This window comes from Metabacillus litoralis (assembly GCF_003667825.1).
GTDB lineage: Bacteria > Bacillota > Bacilli > Bacillales > Bacillaceae > Metabacillus > Metabacillus litoralis_B.
On record NZ_CP033043.1, the window covers coordinates 975,964 to 992,968 of the forward strand.

The following is a 17,005-nucleotide window of genomic DNA, read 5'->3' on the forward strand; positions in this document are numbered from 1 at the left end:
ATAAGCGCAATTTGAAAGGAGAATTGCATAATGAATGAACAACAGCGTAAGGAAAGTACTCAAGTAAACCCATCGGACAAAAAATCCGAAAAGGACTACAGCCAGTATTTCCAAGCCGTATATATGCCGCCTTCTCTAAAAGATGCGAAGAAGCGTGGAAAAGAAGATGTAAAATATGATGGATTTTCGATTCCAGAAGAATTTAAAGGAATGGGACAAGGCCGTAAGTTTTATATTCGCACATATGGCTGTCAGATGAATGAGCATGACACAGAGGTAATGGCAGGGATTTTCATGGCATTGGGCTATGAGCCAACAGACGGTGTGGAAGATGCAAACGTGATTCTTTTAAACACATGTGCTATTCGTGAAAATGCAGAAAACAAAGTGTTTGGTGAATTAGGACACTTAAAAACATTAAAAAAAGAAAGACCAGATCTTCTATTAGGTGTTTGCGGCTGTATGTCACAAGAGGAATCGGTTGTGAATCGTATTCTTAAGGTACATCCTTTTGTTGATATGATTTTTGGTACACATAATATCCATCGTTTACCACAAATCTTAAATGAAGCTTATCTCTCAAAAGAAATGGTTGTTGAAGTATGGTCAAAAGAGGGAGATGTTATTGAAAATCTTCCAAAAGTCCGTAAAGGAAACATTAAAGCATGGGTTAATATTATGTATGGCTGTGACAAGTTCTGTACGTATTGTATCGTTCCTTATACACGTGGTAAAGAGCGTAGCCGTCGTCCTGAAGAAATTATCCAGGAAGTACGCCATTTAGCTGCACAAGGCTATAAAGAAATTACGCTTCTTGGTCAAAACGTTAATGCGTATGGTAAGGATTTCGAGGATATAGAATATGGTTTAGGCGATTTAATGGACGAAATTCATAAGATTGATATTCCTCGTATTCGCTTTACTACAAGTCACCCTCGTGACTTTGATGATCATCTAATTGAAGTGTTAGCTAAAGGCGGTAACCTTCTTGATCATATTCATTTACCGGTTCAATCAGGTAGCTCTGAAATATTGAAAATTATGGCTCGTAAATATTCACGTGAGAGCTATTTAGAGCTAGTTCGTAAAATTAAAGAAGCAATGCCAAACGCTTCTTTAACAACAGATATTATTGTTGGTTTCCCGAATGAAACGGAAGAACAATTTGAAGAAACACTTTCACTTTATCGTGAGGTTGAATTTGATAGTGCTTATACGTTCATTTACTCACCACGTGAAGGCACACCAGCAGCAAAAATGAAAGATAATGTACCAATGGAGGTTAAGAAAGAACGCCTTCAACGTTTAAATGCAATTGTAAATGAAACTTCTGCAAAAAAATTAAAAGAATACGAAGGTCAGATTGTGAATGTGCTTGTTGAAGGTGAGAGCAAAAACAATCCAGATGTTCTTGCAGGGTACACAGAAAAAAGTAAGCTTGTTAACTTTAGAGCACCAAAATCGGCAATTGGTCAAATTGTCAAAGTGAAAATCATAAAAGCTAAAACATGGACGCTAGATGGAGAAATGGTAGAAGAAGCGGTTGAGGTGAATTAAGATGACAAAAGTATATACGAAAGACGATATCGTAGTAAAAGCCCGAGAACTTGCACAAATGATTTCAGAATCCAAAGAAGTTGATTTCTTTAAACGTGCGGAAGCTCAGCTTAATGAAAATCAAAAAGTTCGTGAGATGATCGCGAGTATCAAAAGCTTACAAAAACAAGCAGTTAATTTTCAACACTATGGTAAACATGAAGCGTTAAAGCAAGTAGAAGAGAAAATTGACAAAATTCAAGGTGAACTTGATGAAATTCCAATTATACAAGAATTTAAAGATTCCCAAATTGAAGTAAATGACTTGCTTCAACTAGTTTCTCATACAATTTCAAATAAAGTAACAAATGAAATCATTACTTCAACTGGTGGTGACCTTTTAGCAGGTGAAACTGGTTCGAAAGTAAGAAGCTCTAAAGGCGGCAGTAGCTGTTCATAACTTAAACTTTGGCAATCGGTTGAAAGAACCGATTGCCTTTTTACATGTCTTTTCTTTGCGATGAAATCATTCCAAGTTTTACAATAAGAGGTTTGATGGATAGCCCTTGAATCAGTAAGGAAAAAAGCACAACACTAAAGGTTAATAATAAAACTGTTTCTTTTCCCTCGAAGTCTGGTGAAAGACTTAAAGCTAGTGCTATTGAAAGGCTTCCTTTTAATCCACCCCAATTAATTATATGCTTCTCTTTGCTTGATAAGCCCGATCCAAAAGCTGTACTAGTATACACGGCTATTGCTCGGCCTACTATGACAATGATAATAGCTAAGAAAATCATTCCCCATTTCTGACTAAAATCAATATTTCTTATTTCAAGACCGATCATTAGAAAAATAAGTGAGTTTGCGATTTGTGTAATACTATCCCAAAATGTGTTTATATTCGTTTTTGTCTGTTCTGACATCCCAATTTTTGAGCCATAGCTTCCGAAAACTAATCCTCCTACCACAACGGCAATAACTCCTGAAACATGAAAGTGCTCTGCAATAAAATAACAACCAAAGAATAATAAAATCGAAAACGCCACTTCTAACGGGTAATCATCAAAAGGCCTTAAAAATTGGCTAAATAAAAAGCCTAATAATAAGCCGACCAATAATCCGCCAATACTAAATTTAAGAAACAATAAGATACCTGCTCCAATGCCTGTAATACCCATTTCTATATAGGATATTAAATAGATGGTTGAAATCTGAAATAAAACAACCGCAATTCCGTCATTTACTAAGGATTCACCCTCGATCGTAATCGCAAGGTTCTTTGGTACGCCGAGAGTCTTAAAAATGGACAACACACTTATTGGGTCAGTAGCACTCATTAATGCAGCGAATGTAAATGCTACAACTAAAGGTAAACCGATTATGTAGTATGACCCTAAACCAATTAATAAAAACGATAATAATGTCCCTGCAAATGCAAGAGCCAGGATTGGTTTTCGTTGGTTATTTAGTAAAGAAAATTCTAGCTTTAAAGTAGCATCTCCTAATAAGATAGGTAAAAACAATGAAATAATTATTGCCTGAAACACATTTGATTGTGTAATAAACTGCTCAGCTTCCTCAATAATTGGAATATCTGTTAGACCTAGGAAAAGTCCAACTAACACTAAAGCAATTGAATATGGCTGCTTTACAAGCTTCGCAATGGCTATAACAGCAATTGATATTGCAAGTAATATAAGAATTTGTATAAAAATTTCATTGAAGAAGTGCATATCTTCCTCCGGTTTCACATAGATTTTTTTGAACACTCAACTAAATAATGACTTTTTTACCTTTCCCGTTAAACACGGAAAAATAACATAGTTGAGAGTAAAGTTTAAATTTGTTTTAGATGATAAAGGCGCTAAAAAGAAACTTAGGCAATTATTGTATGACTTACACATGCACCTTTTTACTTTTTTAGGCACATATTCTGTGAACCCAGCATACAATGTACTATACGTTACATGTATTGGCGTAACATGTCATAAATTCATTTAATTAATTAGCACATATGTTACTAGCCTAGCATAGGATTAAATGAAGATTCATTGAGGAGGGTATGCTCGAATGTCTGAATACAGAGAGATTATTACAAAAGCAGTTGTTGCAAAAGGACGTAAATTTTCACAATGTACACATACGATTTCACCATCGCAAAAACCTGCGAGCATTTTAGGTGGTTGGATTATTAACCATAACTATGATGCGCATAAGAAAGGTAAAACAGTTGAAGTTGAAGGTACTTATGATATTAATGTTTGGTATTCTTACAACGAAAACACAAAAACAGAAGTGGTTACAGAACGTGTAGATTATGTAGATGTGATTAAGCTTAGATATAAAGATGATAACTTTATTGATGATGAACATGAAGTAATTTGTAAAGCTCTTCAACAACCAAACTGTTTAGAAGTAACAATTTCACCAAACGGAAATAAAATTATTGTTCAAGCGGAACGCGAGCATCTTGCAGAGGTTATCGGTGAAACGAAAGTATGTGTACACGTTAATCCAGAAGGCTGCGATGATGATGATGATTGTTGGGAAGAAGAATTAGAAGATGAGTTTGAAGACTTGAATCCTGAGTTTTTAGTTGGAGATGTAGAAGAGTAACTAGGGGGAAGCAACCTCCTAGTTTTTTTATTTCAGAGTACAAGATTTCCTCTAACCTCATGCAATCCCATCAAAATCTCCTTTCCACTTGATTTACCTTCTATATTTATGTTAGTAACGTAAATTTCCATCTTGCTATTTTCACTAGAAATTGTCGATTTATGCTATAATGTACTTTGTTGAAAAAGGCTAATTTTCACCATTACTGACGATAATCGTATTTTAAGAAGACGAGTAGAAAAACACGATAGTACTCAGAGAAGATGATAGTGAAGAAATGAACCTATAAAGAACGTTAACAGTGGTATTGGAGGATAAACATGGCAACTTACACGCCAATGATACAGCAATATTTAAAGATAAAGGCAGAATATCAAGATGCCTTTTTATTTTTCCGTTTAGGAGATTTTTATGAAATGTTTTTTCAAGATGCTATTAAGGCATCACAGGAATTAGAAATTACTTTAACAAGCCGTGATGGAGGCGGAGAAGAAAGAATACCAATGTGTGGGGTTCCTTATCATTCTGCTCCTAACTATATCGAACAATTGATTACAAAAGGTTATAAGGTTGCTATTTGCGAGCAAACGGAAGATCCGAAGCAGGCAAAAGGTGTAGTTAGAAGAGAAGTTGTTCAACTTATTACACCAGGTACTGTAATGGATGGAAAAGGAATTCAAGAAAAAGAGAACAATTATATTGCTTCCATAACCGAATTTGATTCTCAATTTGGTTTGGCATTAAGTGACTTAACAACGGGTGAAAACCTTGTTGCCTATTGTTCAAGTTTTGATGATTTATTAAATGAAATCTATTCTGTAGGTGCAAAAGAAATTGTGGTTTTAAATGATTTTCAAGAAAAATGGAAAAAGCAGCTTATAGATCGGTGTCAAGCAACTTTATCCTATCAAATAGAATCATCAATTTCAGAACATTTTTCTTCACTTGTTGAAGAAATAAATGATGAGCGGCTCGTTACAACATTTGGTAGACTATTATCTTATTTAGAACGGACTCAAAAACGTAGTTTAGATCACTTACAAAAACTAAAAGTGTACTATCTTCATGATGCGATGAAGATTGATCTTTTTTCAAAAAGAAATCTTGAACTAACAGAAACAATTCGTTCAAAAGGGAAAAAAGGCTCGCTTTTATGGTTGTTAGATGAAACAAAGACGGCAATGGGTGGAAGACTCTTGAAACAATGGGTAGACAAGCCTCTTGTAGATAAGGTGAAAATCGAAAAGCGATTGTCAATGGTTGAAACTTTAATGGAACACTTTTTTGAACGAGAAGACCTAAGGCAATTATTAAAGGAAGTATATGATTTAGAGCGCCTAGCTGGTCGAGTAGCGTTTGGTAATGTAAATGCTAGAGACCTTATTCAACTTAAAAAATCGTTACAGCAGGTTCCAGCAATTGAAAGTTTATGTCAATCCTTACAAAGTGAGACATTTTCTATAGAAAGATTAGATTCTTGTGAGGATTTAACAAATTTATTAGAACGTTCGATAATTGAAAACCCACCTTTATCCGTTAAGGAAGGGAACATTATAAACGATGGCTATAACGAGCAATTAGATCAGTATCGTGATGCCAGTCGAAACGGGAAAACCTGGATTGCTCAGCTTGAACAGCAAGAGCGACAAAAAACAGGGATTAAGTCACTGAAGATTGGATATAACAAAGTTTTTGGTTATTATATCGAAGTAACAAGAGCAAACCTTCACCTTTTAGAAGAAGGCATGTATGAGCGTAAACAAACACTGTCTAATGCTGAACGCTTTATTACTCCTGCTCTAAAAGAAAAAGAGTCACTAATCTTAGAGGCAGAAGAAAAAATTGTAGAATTAGAATATCAATTATTTGTTGAGATTAGAGAAAAAATTAAACAATATATTCCGAGATTACAAGGTTTAGCTAAACGCCTCAGTGAATTAGATGTGCTTCAGTGTTTTGCAACTGTAAGTGAAAATCGACACTATTGCAAGCCTACTTTTTCTCCATCTAATGAACTATTTATTAAGAATGGTCGTCACCCAGTTGTAGAGAAAGTAATGGATAATCAGGAATACGTAGCAAATGATTGTTATTTTAACAATGAACGACATATGCTGCTTATCACAGGACCAAATATGTCAGGGAAAAGCACGTATATGCGTCAAATAGCTTTAACGTCAATTCTAGCTCAAATAGGTTGCTATGTACCTGCTTCGGAAGCTGTTTTACCTATTTTTGATCAAATTTTCACGCGAATTGGTGCAGCTGATGACCTCATATCAGGTCAAAGTACGTTTATGGTAGAAATGCTTGAAGCTAAAAATGCCATTGCTCATGCTACTTCTCAAAGCTTAATATTGTTTGATGAAATCGGAAGAGGAACCTCAACTTATGATGGAATGGCTTTAGCACAAGCTATTATTGAACATATTCATGAAAAAATAGGCGCTAAAACACTATTCTCTACACACTATCATGAACTAACAGTTCTCGAAGAACAATTACAATCGTTAAAAAATATTCATGTAAAAGCCATTGAGGAAAATGGTAAAGTTGTGTTTTTACACAAAATTGAAGAAGGTGCAGCAGATAAAAGTTATGGTATACATGTAGCAGAACTCGCTGAACTCCCACAATCTTTAATTGTACGTGCGAAAGAAATATTGAAGGATCTAGAAAAAGATAGTAAAGGCACAAATTCTGTCACACCGAAGAAGAGTGAAAGGGTACAAGAAGAATCTTTTATAGACTCTCAGCTCTCTCTGTTCCCGGATCATGGACGACAGTCTTCGACTAAAATACCAACTCTATCTAAGAAAGAACAACATGTTGTTGAACAATTAAAATCTATGAATCTTTTAGAAATGACACCTCTTGATGCAATCAATGCACTATATCAATTGCAGAAAAAGGTGAAATAAAAAGCAAGAAGGCGGTGAGATAATTGGGTAAAATAATTCGCCTAGATGATATGTTATCAAATAAAATTGCAGCAGGAGAGGTCGTTGAACGACCTGCGTCTGTTGTGAAAGAGTTATTAGAAAATGCGATAGATGCAAACAGTACCATTGTGGAAATTGATATAGAGGAAGCTGGTTTAAGCAAAATTAGAATTGTTGATAATGGTGATGGCATTGAACCTGATGATTGTTTAAATGCTTTCCACCGTCATGCCACAAGTAAAATTAAAGATGAAAATGATCTTTTTCGGATTCGGACTCTCGGCTTTAGAGGGGAGGCGCTTCCCAGTATTGCCTCTGTTTCTTTACTTGATATGAAAACAAGTACAGGAGAAGGAGCGGGAACAAATCTAATTTTATCGGGTGGAAAAATTGAAAAACATGAATCGACCTCAAGTCGAAAAGGAACAGATATTACGGTTAGGAATCTTTTTTTCAATACACCAGCCAGGTTGAAATACATGAAAACTGTTCATACGGAATTAGGAAACATTACGGACATTGTAAACCGAATTGCACTTGCACATCCAGAGGTTTCCATACGCTTAGTTCATAATGGTAAGAAGCTTCTTCATACGAGTGGAAATGGAGATGTCCGCCAGGTTTTGGCTTCAATCTATGGACTTTCCATTGCAAAAAAAATGAAAAAGTTAACTTTAGAATCTTTAGATTTTGAAGTAAATGGCTATGTTGCTTTACCTGAAATAACAAGAGCTTCCCGAAACTATATATCAACGATCATTAATGGGCGATTTATAAAAAATTATTCTCTTGTTAAGGCCATTCAGCAAGGATATCATACGTTGCTACCAATAGGACGCTTTCCCATTGTATTCTTAGAAATAAAAATGGATCCGTTATTAGTTGATGTGAATGTTCATCCTTCGAAACTTGAGGTGAGGTTAAGTAAGGAAGCAGAACTAAATGAACTGATTACAAATGGGATTAAAGATGTTTTTAAACAACAGCAACTTATACCATCCGTAGAATCTCCAAAAATGACGAAAACAAAGTCGGATGATGAGCAGCAACAATTTACCTTTGATCATACTAGAGAGGTTGTTAATGAAAGGCCATCAGCTTTTCAACAAACATCCCTAATACAGAGAACACCAATAGTAGAGGAAAAAGAACAACAACTTCATAATAAAATAGATGATAGCTGGCAATATCAAGATCAAATAGACGAGGAATTTCATGATGAAACTGAAACAGTAATAGTTCATCATGAAGAAGAGGTATTTGAAGAGAACCTTTCTTATGATGAAAAACAGAAACAACAACCACTATTACAAGAAGAAAGAGTACCTGTCTTGTACCCAATTGGTCAAATGCATGGAACATATATATTAGCCCAAAATGATAGAGGGCTTTTTATCATAGATCAACATGCTGCTCAAGAGCGGATTAAATATGAATTCTTTAAAGAAAAAGTTGGACAGGTCCACTCGGAGGTTCAAGAGCTTTTGGTACCTCTAACCTTTGAATACTCTACTGATGAGACAATGATTATTGAAGAACATTTAAATGCATTAGCACAAGTCGGTATATTTCTCGAGCCTTTTGGTCGGAATAGCTACATTGTACGCTCACATCCACAGTGGTTTCCTAGAGGAGAAGAAAAAAGTACGATTGAGGAAATCATTCAGCAGGTACTCGATGATAAAAAGATAAATATTAAGAAACTCCGTGAAGAAGCAGCGATTATGATGAGTTGCAAAGCATCCATCAAAGCGAATCATCACCTACGAAATGATGAGATTTTTGCATTACTTGAAACGTTAAGAAAAACGACTGATCCATTTACTTGTCCACATGGAAGACCAATTATTGTTCATTATTCGACCTATGAGATGGAAAAGATGTTTAAGAGAGTCATGTGAAAAAACATAAATAAAAATCAGAACACAACGGTCCCTCTTTTTGAGGGCTTTTTTCTTTTAGTGAGAGAGACTTCTGAAAATAATCTATAATTACACTTTTATGATTAAGCTTAAATATGAATAATAATAATATTATGTAAATAGAAAAACAAACGACTTCTTCCTAATTATTTTATATAATATAGCGGTTTTTAAGTTTATTACCCAGTGTAAAAATAAATAATAATAGAATGTTTACAATTATATTAAAAAGGAAACAATAATCTGGTGTTCATATCATACACATGATAAGATGATGAACGTAGAATCTATTTGAAGTGAAAGAGTGGTTGTGTTTGAATAGAAAGAAAATCGTCGTCATCATTGGTCCAACAGCAGTTGGGAAAACAAAACTTAGCATTGACCTTGCCCGCCGATTAGATGGTGAAATTATTAGCGGTGATTCAATGCAAATTTATAAAGGCATGGACATAGGAACAGCCAAAATTAGCGTAGATGAGATGGAGGGTATTCCTCATCATCTTATAGATATTAAAAATCCAGAAGACGATTTTTCAGTAGCGGAATTTCAAGGAAAAGTTAGACCATTAATTGATGACATGACAAGAGAAAACAAAATGCCAATGATTGTTGGAGGGACAGGCTTATATATTCAATCTGTTTTATATGATTATCAGTTTACAGAATCTCCATCAGATCCTGAATTTAGGAAGAAGCTTGAAGAAGACCTAAAAGTTAATGGTGAACTTGCTATACATCAAATGTTAGCTGATGTTGATCCGGAGTCTGCAACTAAAATTCATCCAAATAACACTAGAAGAGTGATTAGAGCTTTAGAAATTTTTCATTGTACAGGTGTGACGATGGCAGAGCATCTGAAACAACAGGAAAGCCAACTTTTGTATGATGTAGCCTTAGTTGGTTTAACAATGGACAGAGATGTTCTATATGCCAGGATTAACGAACGTGTTGATCTAATGATAAAACAAGGGCTCATTGAGGAAGTAAAGAAGTTGTATGATATTGGCATACGTGATACACAGGCAATCAAAGCAATTGGCTACAAAGAAATTTATGATTACTTTGATGGGTTAACAACACTTGAAGATGCAATAAGCCAATTAAAGCAGAATTCAAGAAGATATGCTAAACGTCAGTTAACATGGTTTCGAAATAAAATGGATGTTAAATGGTTTAATATGACCCCACCTATAAATCATGAACAAAAGGTGGACGAAATTTTTACATACATAGCAGGAAAGCTGAAACTTTAATCGAATTAAAAGGTATAGATAAAAGAGGAGGACGAAACATGAAGCAATCAATCAATATTCAAGATCAATTTCTTAATCAACTTCGTAAGGATGGAACGTTTGTAACTGTTTTCTTACTAAATGGATTCCAATTAAGAGGCCTTGTTAAGGGCTTTGATAACTTTACAGTATTGTTAGAAACAGAGGGTAAGCAACAGCTTATATACAAACATGCTATCTCAACATTTTCACCACAAAAAAACATACAAATAGAGCTAGAGCAATAAAAGTAAGGGAGTTGATGAAACACATCAACTCCCTTACTTTTTTGAATTTTATAATTAAAATAGATCTCAAGGTTTTAATTTATGAAAAATTGAATATAGATAAAGGAATGGATATTTCTTGGGAAAGCGCAGAAACCAACAAAAATCCTCCTTTTTTGCGTTTGCCTTTTGGACAATTTCATTCCATAGTCAAATTTTTAAAAAGCTCACGTATACTAAGTAACAGATAGTGAGGTGAAGGTCTTTGGAACGTGATCAAGCATTCACATATAAAACAAATGGACAAATAAATATAATCCTAAACAATCAATCTAAAGAAAAAGTAGAAGTCAGCTCCTCTTCATATGATTTGAAAATTCCTAAGGCAGAAGTGAAGCATGCGATTTTAAAGGAAATTGAAGAAGAAATGAGCTCGCTTGTCGGGATGAATGAAATGAAGAGAATGATAAAAGAAATTTACGCTTGGATTTTTATAAATAAAAAGCGTGAAGAACAGGGGTTAAAAGTAGGAAAGCAAGCACTGCACATGATGTTTAAGGGAAATCCTGGTACAGGAAAAACAACGGTAGCAAGATTAGTTGGAAAGCTTTTTTTCCAAATGAATGTTTTATCGAAAGGTCATCTTATAGAAGCAGAAAGGGCAGATCTCGTTGGAGAATATATCGGGCATACTGCACAAAAAACTCGAGATTTAATTAAGAAAGCCCTTGGTGGAATATTATTTATAGATGAAGCCTATTCTCTCGCAAGAGGAGGGGAAAAAGATTTTGGTAAGGAAGCAATTGATACATTGGTCAAACATATGGAAGATAAACAGCATGATTTTGTATTGATATTAGCGGGATACCCACGTGAAATGGATAACTTTTTGTCTTTGAACCCAGGACTTTTATCAAGGTTTCCACTTGTTGTAGATTTTCCGGATTATTCTGTGGACGACTTAATGGATATTTCGGAACTTATGATGACAGAACGAGAGTATAGATTTCACCAAGATGCAGAAATCAAACTCAAAGAACATCTAATGGCTGTTAAAACAGAAACACATCCATCAAAGTTTAGTAATGGTCGCTATGTTCGAAACATTATTGAAAAGTCTATCCGTTCACAAGCGATGAGGTTATTATTAACGGACAGATATAATCGTGAAGATCTTTTAACAATAAAAAGCCAAGATTTGGTATTAAATGAGCATAAAAGTATTTGAAGTTAAAGTTGTTTTTTATTGAGATAGACTTTCAAGACATCGTCCCCACTTTAATTGGGGGCTTTTGTTCTTAATAATATTTTTAAGAGGCGCTAGCCGTTCTTTTTTTATATTTTTATCATACATCATATATCAGGTTACTATTTGTACTGTCTGTTCAATTACGGGACAGTTTTTTCGATATGGAGGTAATGATGAAAATAAAACTAATTCTTTTACTCGTTTTAACAGGGTTCTTATTAGGGCTTGGTATTGTCTTTATTAAGCCAGATACCGGAGGAACATCTAAAGAAGTAACAACCACTGAGGTCAAAGAAGATTATAAAACCTTTACTTATGTTATTACAAAGGTTGATGGCAATGAATATCAGGGACAATCTACAGATGGAAAAACTAAAATACAATTTAATAGCGAAAATATTAAACATCCTTTAAAAGAAAAACTTAAAGTGAAAGATAAGATTGTGGCTTATGTAGAATCAGAAAATCATATTAATGGGATTATTAAAATCGAAAAAATTGAAAATGAAAAATAGATTTCTTCGTTTTCTAAAACAAAAAAGGTACTTTTCACAGTACCCTTCAATATACAAATATAGTTACGATAGTCAATTTATGACTATCGTTTTATGTTTACCTTAAACTGCTAATTCCATTGTAATTATAAGAACATGAACCATTATGTTTATTTTTCATAAGGTACATATTTACGATCAGGAACAGCTTCTTCAGAGAATGTGGTTGTTGTTTCTTCGGATTGACTTTGGTTATTTGTAGTTGTCTGTGGGTTTGTCATATCAGAAGGGGCTATGGAATTGTCTGTTTTTTTATTGAAAAATCCTTTTCCATTTTCAGGGTTGGAAATAATACCTAGTGTCACAAGAATACCTAAAACAGATGTGACATAAGTTTCCCAACTTGTTAGATCAATCTGTAGGCCTAAATCTTTAAATACCATATATAAAAGAGAAGCAATAGATGTCCATAATCCATAATTTCTCCATTTCATTATGATCACACCTTTCTTTTTGTAGCTATCATATAAATTATTCTTGATTAATCAATAGGTGAGAGAATTCATGAATAAAAAATTAATTTAAGGAATCTTAACATATATTAGCTCTAAATCAACTGAATAAAAATAAGTTAGAGTTTGTAGTAAATTTGAATAATGATCATTATAAATCTATAGACAATAGAAAGTTCTAACAATCAACGTTAAGGTTCATTATGTATTTATTTGTATAAATATAGAGTCATATAAAAATAGCATTAAACCTGTAATCTTCAATCGAAAAAAGCTATAATAAACAATGTTGTAAACGCTTTCAATAAACTCCTCTAAATGTTAGAATACAAACTATAAGAGGGAGTGATTAGGATGTGTGATAACAAATTATTTTTAGAACAGCTAAAATACCTTGTTGAAAATAACTTGTCACTTAACGAATCTGTCATTAACCAATTGGTGGAAAAATACGATAAAAACCCATTTTTAACAGTTCAACTATATCAAATCATTAAAAATAACGAAGCCATTTTACCATTCTTCCAAGATATTGAATCTGCAATTTATGATTATATTGTTAACGAAGAAATGACTAACGAAAAAACCTATTATGGAGCAACGTTATATGTTGCAGACATGTTTGATACAACCCAAACTTATATAAAATGTAAAGTCAGTCGATCAAGAGAAGAACTACAGGAAATCAGCTAAAATTAAAAAAGGCAACTCCATTATAGTTGCCTTTTCCTATACTCTTTCTCAACAAACATTCTATATTTTATCCTGAGATTGTTTCATTGTTTGATGATGGTTTGAAACTTCGATTTGGTAAACGCCACTTATATGTATAGGACAGAACTCTAAGTAAGACGATTAATCCAAATAGGATATAAAGTTCGAAAGGGTCGTTAACAAGCTTAAAGCCAATTAAAAATCCTGCAATAATTGCCCAAAAGGCATAAATTTCTGCACGAAGTACTAGTGGCTTACGTCCTGCAAGGATGTCTCGGACAATTCCTCCGCCACTACCAGTTAATACTGCTGCAACGATTACTGCACTAATAGGGTGATTCATGTTAACAGCATATAAAGCACCTTGTATGGCAAATGCGGAAAGACCGATTGCATCAGTAAAATTCCCCCATTTTTCCCAATGTTGTAATAATCGATTAGGAAATAAAAAAACAATCGTCATAGCAAAAAGGGCTACCTGAAAAAGCACTCCTTGTTCCCATAACGCACTGACTGGGACACCTATAAGTAAATTTCGAATTGCACCACCGCCAAATGCCGTGACAATACCTAAAATATATACTCCTAATATATCATACTCTTCTTCCATTGCTACAATTGCACCACTAATCGCAAAAGCAATTGTTCCAATAATACTTAAAACGTCCCAAGTCAAAATAATTCCCCCAGTTGTATAAATTCAGCCGAAATTATTGTATATGTAACCTCCATAAAGGTCAATTCTTTTCTTTAGTATTCTGTATGAAAGCAAGGTGGGTAAGAATATTATAGGTCCAAAACTGTTTATACTAGGTCTATAACAGAAATAATTAGAGAATTACAGTAATGTTTGATATGATTAAAGTGCTAAAAATAGCGTAAGGGAAGGGTTTTTTATTGAATAATACATTGGATGTACTTAAAGAAAAGGTAATATTAGTTGGTTGTCAGCTTCAAACAATACTTGACGAACATTTTCATTACTCAATGGAGGAGTTAGCTTCATTAACGAAAACAGCTAATGGAGAAGTACTTAGCCAAATGACACAGAAAAGGGAGAGGCCACATCCCGCTACATACATAGGAAAAGGAAAAGTAGATGAATTATTGAGTTTAGTTGAGGAATTTAGTCCAGATATTGTCGTTTTTAATGATGAATTATCACCAAGTCAATTAAGAAATTTATCATCAATAGTAGATGTGCGAATTATAGATCGTACTCAACTGATTTTAGATATATTTGCACAACGTGCTAAATCAAAAGAAGGTAAGCTTCAGGTAGAGCTTGCACAACTACAATACCTGCTCCCGAGATTAACTGGACAAGGTATTGCTTTATCACGTCAAGGAGGAGGTATTGGTACAAGAGGTCCAGGGGAAACTCAACTAGAAACTGATCGTCGTCACATTCGAAATCGTATTAATGAAATAAAACAGCAGTTATCAACTGTTGTTAGACACAGAAGCAGATATCGTGAACGTCGTAAGAAAAACCAAGCTTTTCAAATTGCTTTGGTAGGGTATACAAATGCAGGGAAATCAACGATATTTAATCGATTAACAACAGCAGGAACGTTTGAAGAAGACTTATTATTTGCAACATTAGATCCTATGACAAGAAAAGTATTATTACCATCAACATATCAAGCACTGATCACAGATACTGTAGGTTTTATTCAGGATTTACCGACAACTCTTGTGGCAGCGTTCCGATCTACACTTGAAGAAGTAAAAGAAGCAGATCTTATTCTTCATGTTGTTGACAGCTCGAATGAAGACTACGCCAATCATGAGAAGACTGTATATAAGCTTCTTGAACAATTGGATGTAACCGATATACCGATTTTGACCGTTTATAATAAAAAGGATCAGACTCCGGGATCATTTGTACCATCCCCGACGGAGGATTATCTAACAATTACTGCTTTTTCTGAAGAAGATTTAAAAATGTTGATGAATAAGGTGGAGAATATTGCAAAAAAAGAAATGAAACATTACTCCATCCACCTACCAGCAAATGAAGGTAGGTTAATTTCGCAATTGAAAACTGAATCTCTAATTGAACACTTAGAATTTATAGAAGAGAAAGAAGTGTATGAAATCGAAGGGTTTGTTCTCCCAACACATGCGATAAATGGACAACTAGATAGGTATAACGGAGAGGGTAATAAACATGTTTGAGTTATTAAAAAATGGGGCAGCTATTGCCCCAATTGTTGAAAAGGCTGAACAAAAAATAGATAAGGTTCACGACCAAATTGATTTTATCAGTGAGGTAAACCAATTTAAGGTGCTAAAAAGCTTTCAAAAGCATCGAATTAGTGACTCTCACTTTATTCCATCAACAGGTTATGGATATGATGATATTGGCAGAGACACCTTAGAAGAAGTGTATGCAGATGTGTTTGGAGGGGAAGCTGGCTTAGTAAGACCACAAATTATCTCCGGAACGCACGCTATTTCGATTGCTCTTTTCGGTGTTTTAAGACCAGGCGATGAACTACTATATATAACTGGAAAACCATATGATACACTTGAAGAAATAGTAGGTATCAGAGGTAGCGGTATTGGCTCACTTAAGGAATTTAATATAGATTACAATACTGTGGATCTTAAAGAAGATGGTACTGTAAATTTTGAAGGTGTAAAAAACGCTATTTCCCCTAAAACTAAAATGATTGGTATTCAACGTTCTAAAGGATATGCAACAAGGCCTTCATTTACAATATCAGATATTAAACAAATGATAAATTTTGTTAAATCACTTAAAGAAGATATTGTCATTTTCGTTGATAACTGCTATGGTGAATTTGTGGAAGAATTGGAGCCATGTCATGTTGGAGCTGATCTAATTGCAGGATCATTAATTAAAAATCCTGGCGGTGGACTTGCAAAAACAGGAGGCTATTTAGTTGGCAAAAAAGAACTTATAGAGGCTTGCTCGTACAGAATGACTTCACCTGGTATTGGAGCAGAGGCTGGTGCTTCACTATACAGCCTTCAGGAAATGTATCAAGGGTTCTTTTTGGCACCGCATGTTGTGGGACAAGCGTTAAAAGGTGCAGTATTTACTTCAGCTTTTTTAGAAGAAATTGGTTTGAAAACGAGTCCTTCGTGGAACAGTATAAGAACTGATTTGATTCAATCTGTACAATTTGAAGACCCAAAACTGATGGTTGCTTTTTGCCAAGCAATTCAGTATTCTTCACCAATAAACTCCCATGTTACACCATATCCTAACTATATGCCTGGATATGAAGATGATGTCATTATGGCAGCAGGTACTTTTGTTCAAGGAGCTAGCATCGAACTTTCCGCAGATGGGCCATTAAGAGAGCCGTACGTTGCATACGTCCAAGGTGGACTAACATACACTCATGTAAAAATAGCTGTTTGTAGTGCTGTTGATTCTTTAATTGAGCAAAAGTTAATCTCAATAGATAGATAATTACTAATAGAAAGTAATTCTACTATGTTATGTAACCTGACACATGATTGACACATAATATTACATAAGTTATA

General features: G+C 34.3%; 15 protein-coding genes. 12 read left to right on the top strand and 3 right to left on the bottom strand.

What is annotated here, in order from left to right; all coding sequences use genetic code 11:
- Positions 1-30 precede the first annotated feature (30 nt).
- Entirely contained in the window at positions 31-1,557 is a 1,527-nt protein-coding gene (gene miaB / locus D9842_RS04575; protein WP_121661478.1) for a tRNA (N6-isopentenyl adenosine(37)-C2)-methylthiotransferase MiaB, read from the top strand.
- 1 nt (position 1,558) lies between these two features.
- A complete protein-coding gene (locus D9842_RS04580; RefSeq protein ID WP_121661479.1) occupies positions 1,559-1,996 on the top strand; it encodes a regulatory iron-sulfur-containing complex subunit RicA in 438 nt (145 codons plus the stop codon).
- A gap of 40 nt (positions 1,997-2,036) precedes the next feature.
- Here the strand turns inward: D9842_RS04580 and D9842_RS04585 are convergent, their stop codons facing one another.
- Entirely contained in the window at positions 2,037-3,269 is a 1,233-nt protein-coding gene (locus tag D9842_RS04585; RefSeq protein WP_121661480.1) for a cation:proton antiporter, read from the bottom strand.
- A gap of 337 nt (positions 3,270-3,606) precedes the next feature.
- Here D9842_RS04585 and cotE point away from each other — a divergent pair, with 337 nt between their 5' ends.
- The 7 genes from cotE to D9842_RS04625 all read left to right on the top strand — a co-directional run bounded on the left by cotE (position 3,607) and on the right by D9842_RS04625 (position 12,278).
- On the top strand, positions 3,607-4,152 hold the full coding sequence (cotE, locus tag D9842_RS04590) for an outer spore coat protein CotE (RefSeq protein ID WP_121661481.1): 546 nt from the start codon (positions 3,607-3,609) through the stop codon (positions 4,150-4,152).
- A 320-nt stretch (positions 4,153-4,472) separates the two neighbouring features.
- A complete protein-coding gene (gene mutS, locus D9842_RS04595) occupies positions 4,473-7,073 on the top strand; it encodes a DNA mismatch repair protein MutS (RefSeq protein ID WP_121661482.1) in 2,601 nt (866 codons plus the stop codon).
- A gap of 23 nt (positions 7,074-7,096) precedes the next feature.
- Positions 7,097-8,995, top strand: a complete 1,899-nt coding sequence (mutL, locus tag D9842_RS04600) for a DNA mismatch repair endonuclease MutL (protein ID WP_121661483.1) — start codon at positions 7,097-7,099, stop codon at positions 8,993-8,995.
- A gap of 335 nt (positions 8,996-9,330) precedes the next feature.
- On the top strand, positions 9,331-10,269 hold the full coding sequence (miaA, locus tag D9842_RS04605; protein WP_162987292.1) for a tRNA (adenosine(37)-N6)-dimethylallyltransferase MiaA: 939 nt from the start codon (positions 9,331-9,333) through the stop codon (positions 10,267-10,269).
- Between the two features lie 38 nt (positions 10,270-10,307).
- Positions 10,308-10,535: an RNA chaperone Hfq gene (gene hfq, locus D9842_RS04610; RefSeq protein ID WP_098797259.1), complete on the top strand. Its 228-nt coding sequence runs from the start codon at positions 10,308-10,310 to the stop codon at positions 10,533-10,535.
- Between the two features lie 244 nt (positions 10,536-10,779).
- On the top strand, positions 10,780-11,742 hold the full coding sequence (gene spoVK / locus D9842_RS04620; protein WP_121661486.1) for a stage V sporulation protein K: 963 nt from the start codon (positions 10,780-10,782) through the stop codon (positions 11,740-11,742).
- Positions 11,743-11,936: 194 nt separating this feature from the next.
- A complete protein-coding gene (locus D9842_RS04625) occupies positions 11,937-12,278 on the top strand; it encodes a hypothetical protein (RefSeq protein ID WP_121661487.1) in 342 nt (113 codons plus the stop codon).
- Between the two features lie 149 nt (positions 12,279-12,427).
- Here D9842_RS04625 and D9842_RS26105 read toward each other — a convergent pair whose 3' ends face one another.
- Positions 12,428-12,751 carry a hypothetical protein gene (locus tag D9842_RS26105; RefSeq protein ID WP_180320415.1) on the bottom strand — a complete coding sequence of 108 codons (324 nt, stop codon included), beginning with the start codon at positions 12,749-12,751 and terminating at the stop codon, positions 12,428-12,430.
- 372 nt (positions 12,752-13,123) lie between these two features.
- Between D9842_RS26105 and D9842_RS04635 the strand changes: the two genes are divergently transcribed.
- On the top strand, positions 13,124-13,462 hold the full coding sequence (locus D9842_RS04635; protein ID WP_121661488.1) for a hypothetical protein: 339 nt from the start codon (positions 13,124-13,126) through the stop codon (positions 13,460-13,462).
- A gap of 67 nt (positions 13,463-13,529) precedes the next feature.
- On the opposite strand, the gene D9842_RS04640 is transcribed toward D9842_RS04635, so the two are convergent.
- Entirely contained in the window at positions 13,530-14,159 is a 630-nt protein-coding gene (locus D9842_RS04640; RefSeq protein ID WP_121661489.1) for a trimeric intracellular cation channel family protein, read from the bottom strand.
- 233 nt (positions 14,160-14,392) lie between these two features.
- Here D9842_RS04640 and hflX point away from each other — a divergent pair, with 233 nt between their 5' ends.
- Together hflX and D9842_RS04650 are read left to right on the top strand one after the other, a co-directional pair.
- Positions 14,393-15,664, top strand: coding sequence for a GTPase HflX (hflX, locus tag D9842_RS04645; protein WP_121664939.1), 1,272 nt, complete (start codon positions 14,393-14,395; stop codon positions 15,662-15,664).
- Positions 15,657-16,931, top strand: coding sequence for a methionine gamma-lyase family protein (locus D9842_RS04650; protein WP_121661490.1), 1,275 nt, complete (start codon positions 15,657-15,659; stop codon positions 16,929-16,931). Before hflX ends, D9842_RS04650 begins: the two co-directional genes overlap by 8 nt.
- The last annotated feature ends 74 nt before the right edge of the window (positions 16,932-17,005 follow it).

Bases quoted from the DNA above. Each gene is read 5' to 3' on its own strand.
- miaB (WP_121661478.1), top strand. From the start codon at position 31: ATGAATGAACAACAGCGTAAGGAAAGTACTCAAGTAAACCCATCGGAC.
- D9842_RS04580 (WP_121661479.1), top strand. From the start codon at position 1,559: ATGACAAAAGTATATACGAAAGACGATATCGTAGTAAAAGCCCGAGAA.
- D9842_RS04585 (WP_121661480.1), bottom strand. From the start codon at position 3,269: ATGCACTTCTTCAATGAAATTTTTATACAAATTCTTATATTACTTGCA.
- cotE (WP_121661481.1), top strand. From the start codon at position 3,607: ATGTCTGAATACAGAGAGATTATTACAAAAGCAGTTGTTGCAAAAGGA.
- mutS (WP_121661482.1), top strand. From the start codon at position 4,473: ATGGCAACTTACACGCCAATGATACAGCAATATTTAAAGATAAAGGCA.
- hfq (WP_098797259.1), top strand. From the start codon at position 10,308: ATGAAGCAATCAATCAATATTCAAGATCAATTTCTTAATCAACTTCGT.
- D9842_RS04625 (WP_121661487.1), top strand. From the start codon at position 11,937: ATGAAAATAAAACTAATTCTTTTACTCGTTTTAACAGGGTTCTTATTA.
- D9842_RS26105 (WP_180320415.1), bottom strand. From the start codon at position 12,751: ATGAAATGGAGAAATTATGGATTATGGACATCTATTGCTTCTCTTTTA.
- D9842_RS04635 (WP_121661488.1), top strand. From the start codon at position 13,124: ATGTGTGATAACAAATTATTTTTAGAACAGCTAAAATACCTTGTTGAA.
- D9842_RS04650 (WP_121661490.1), top strand. From the start codon at position 15,657: ATGTTTGAGTTATTAAAAAATGGGGCAGCTATTGCCCCAATTGTTGAA.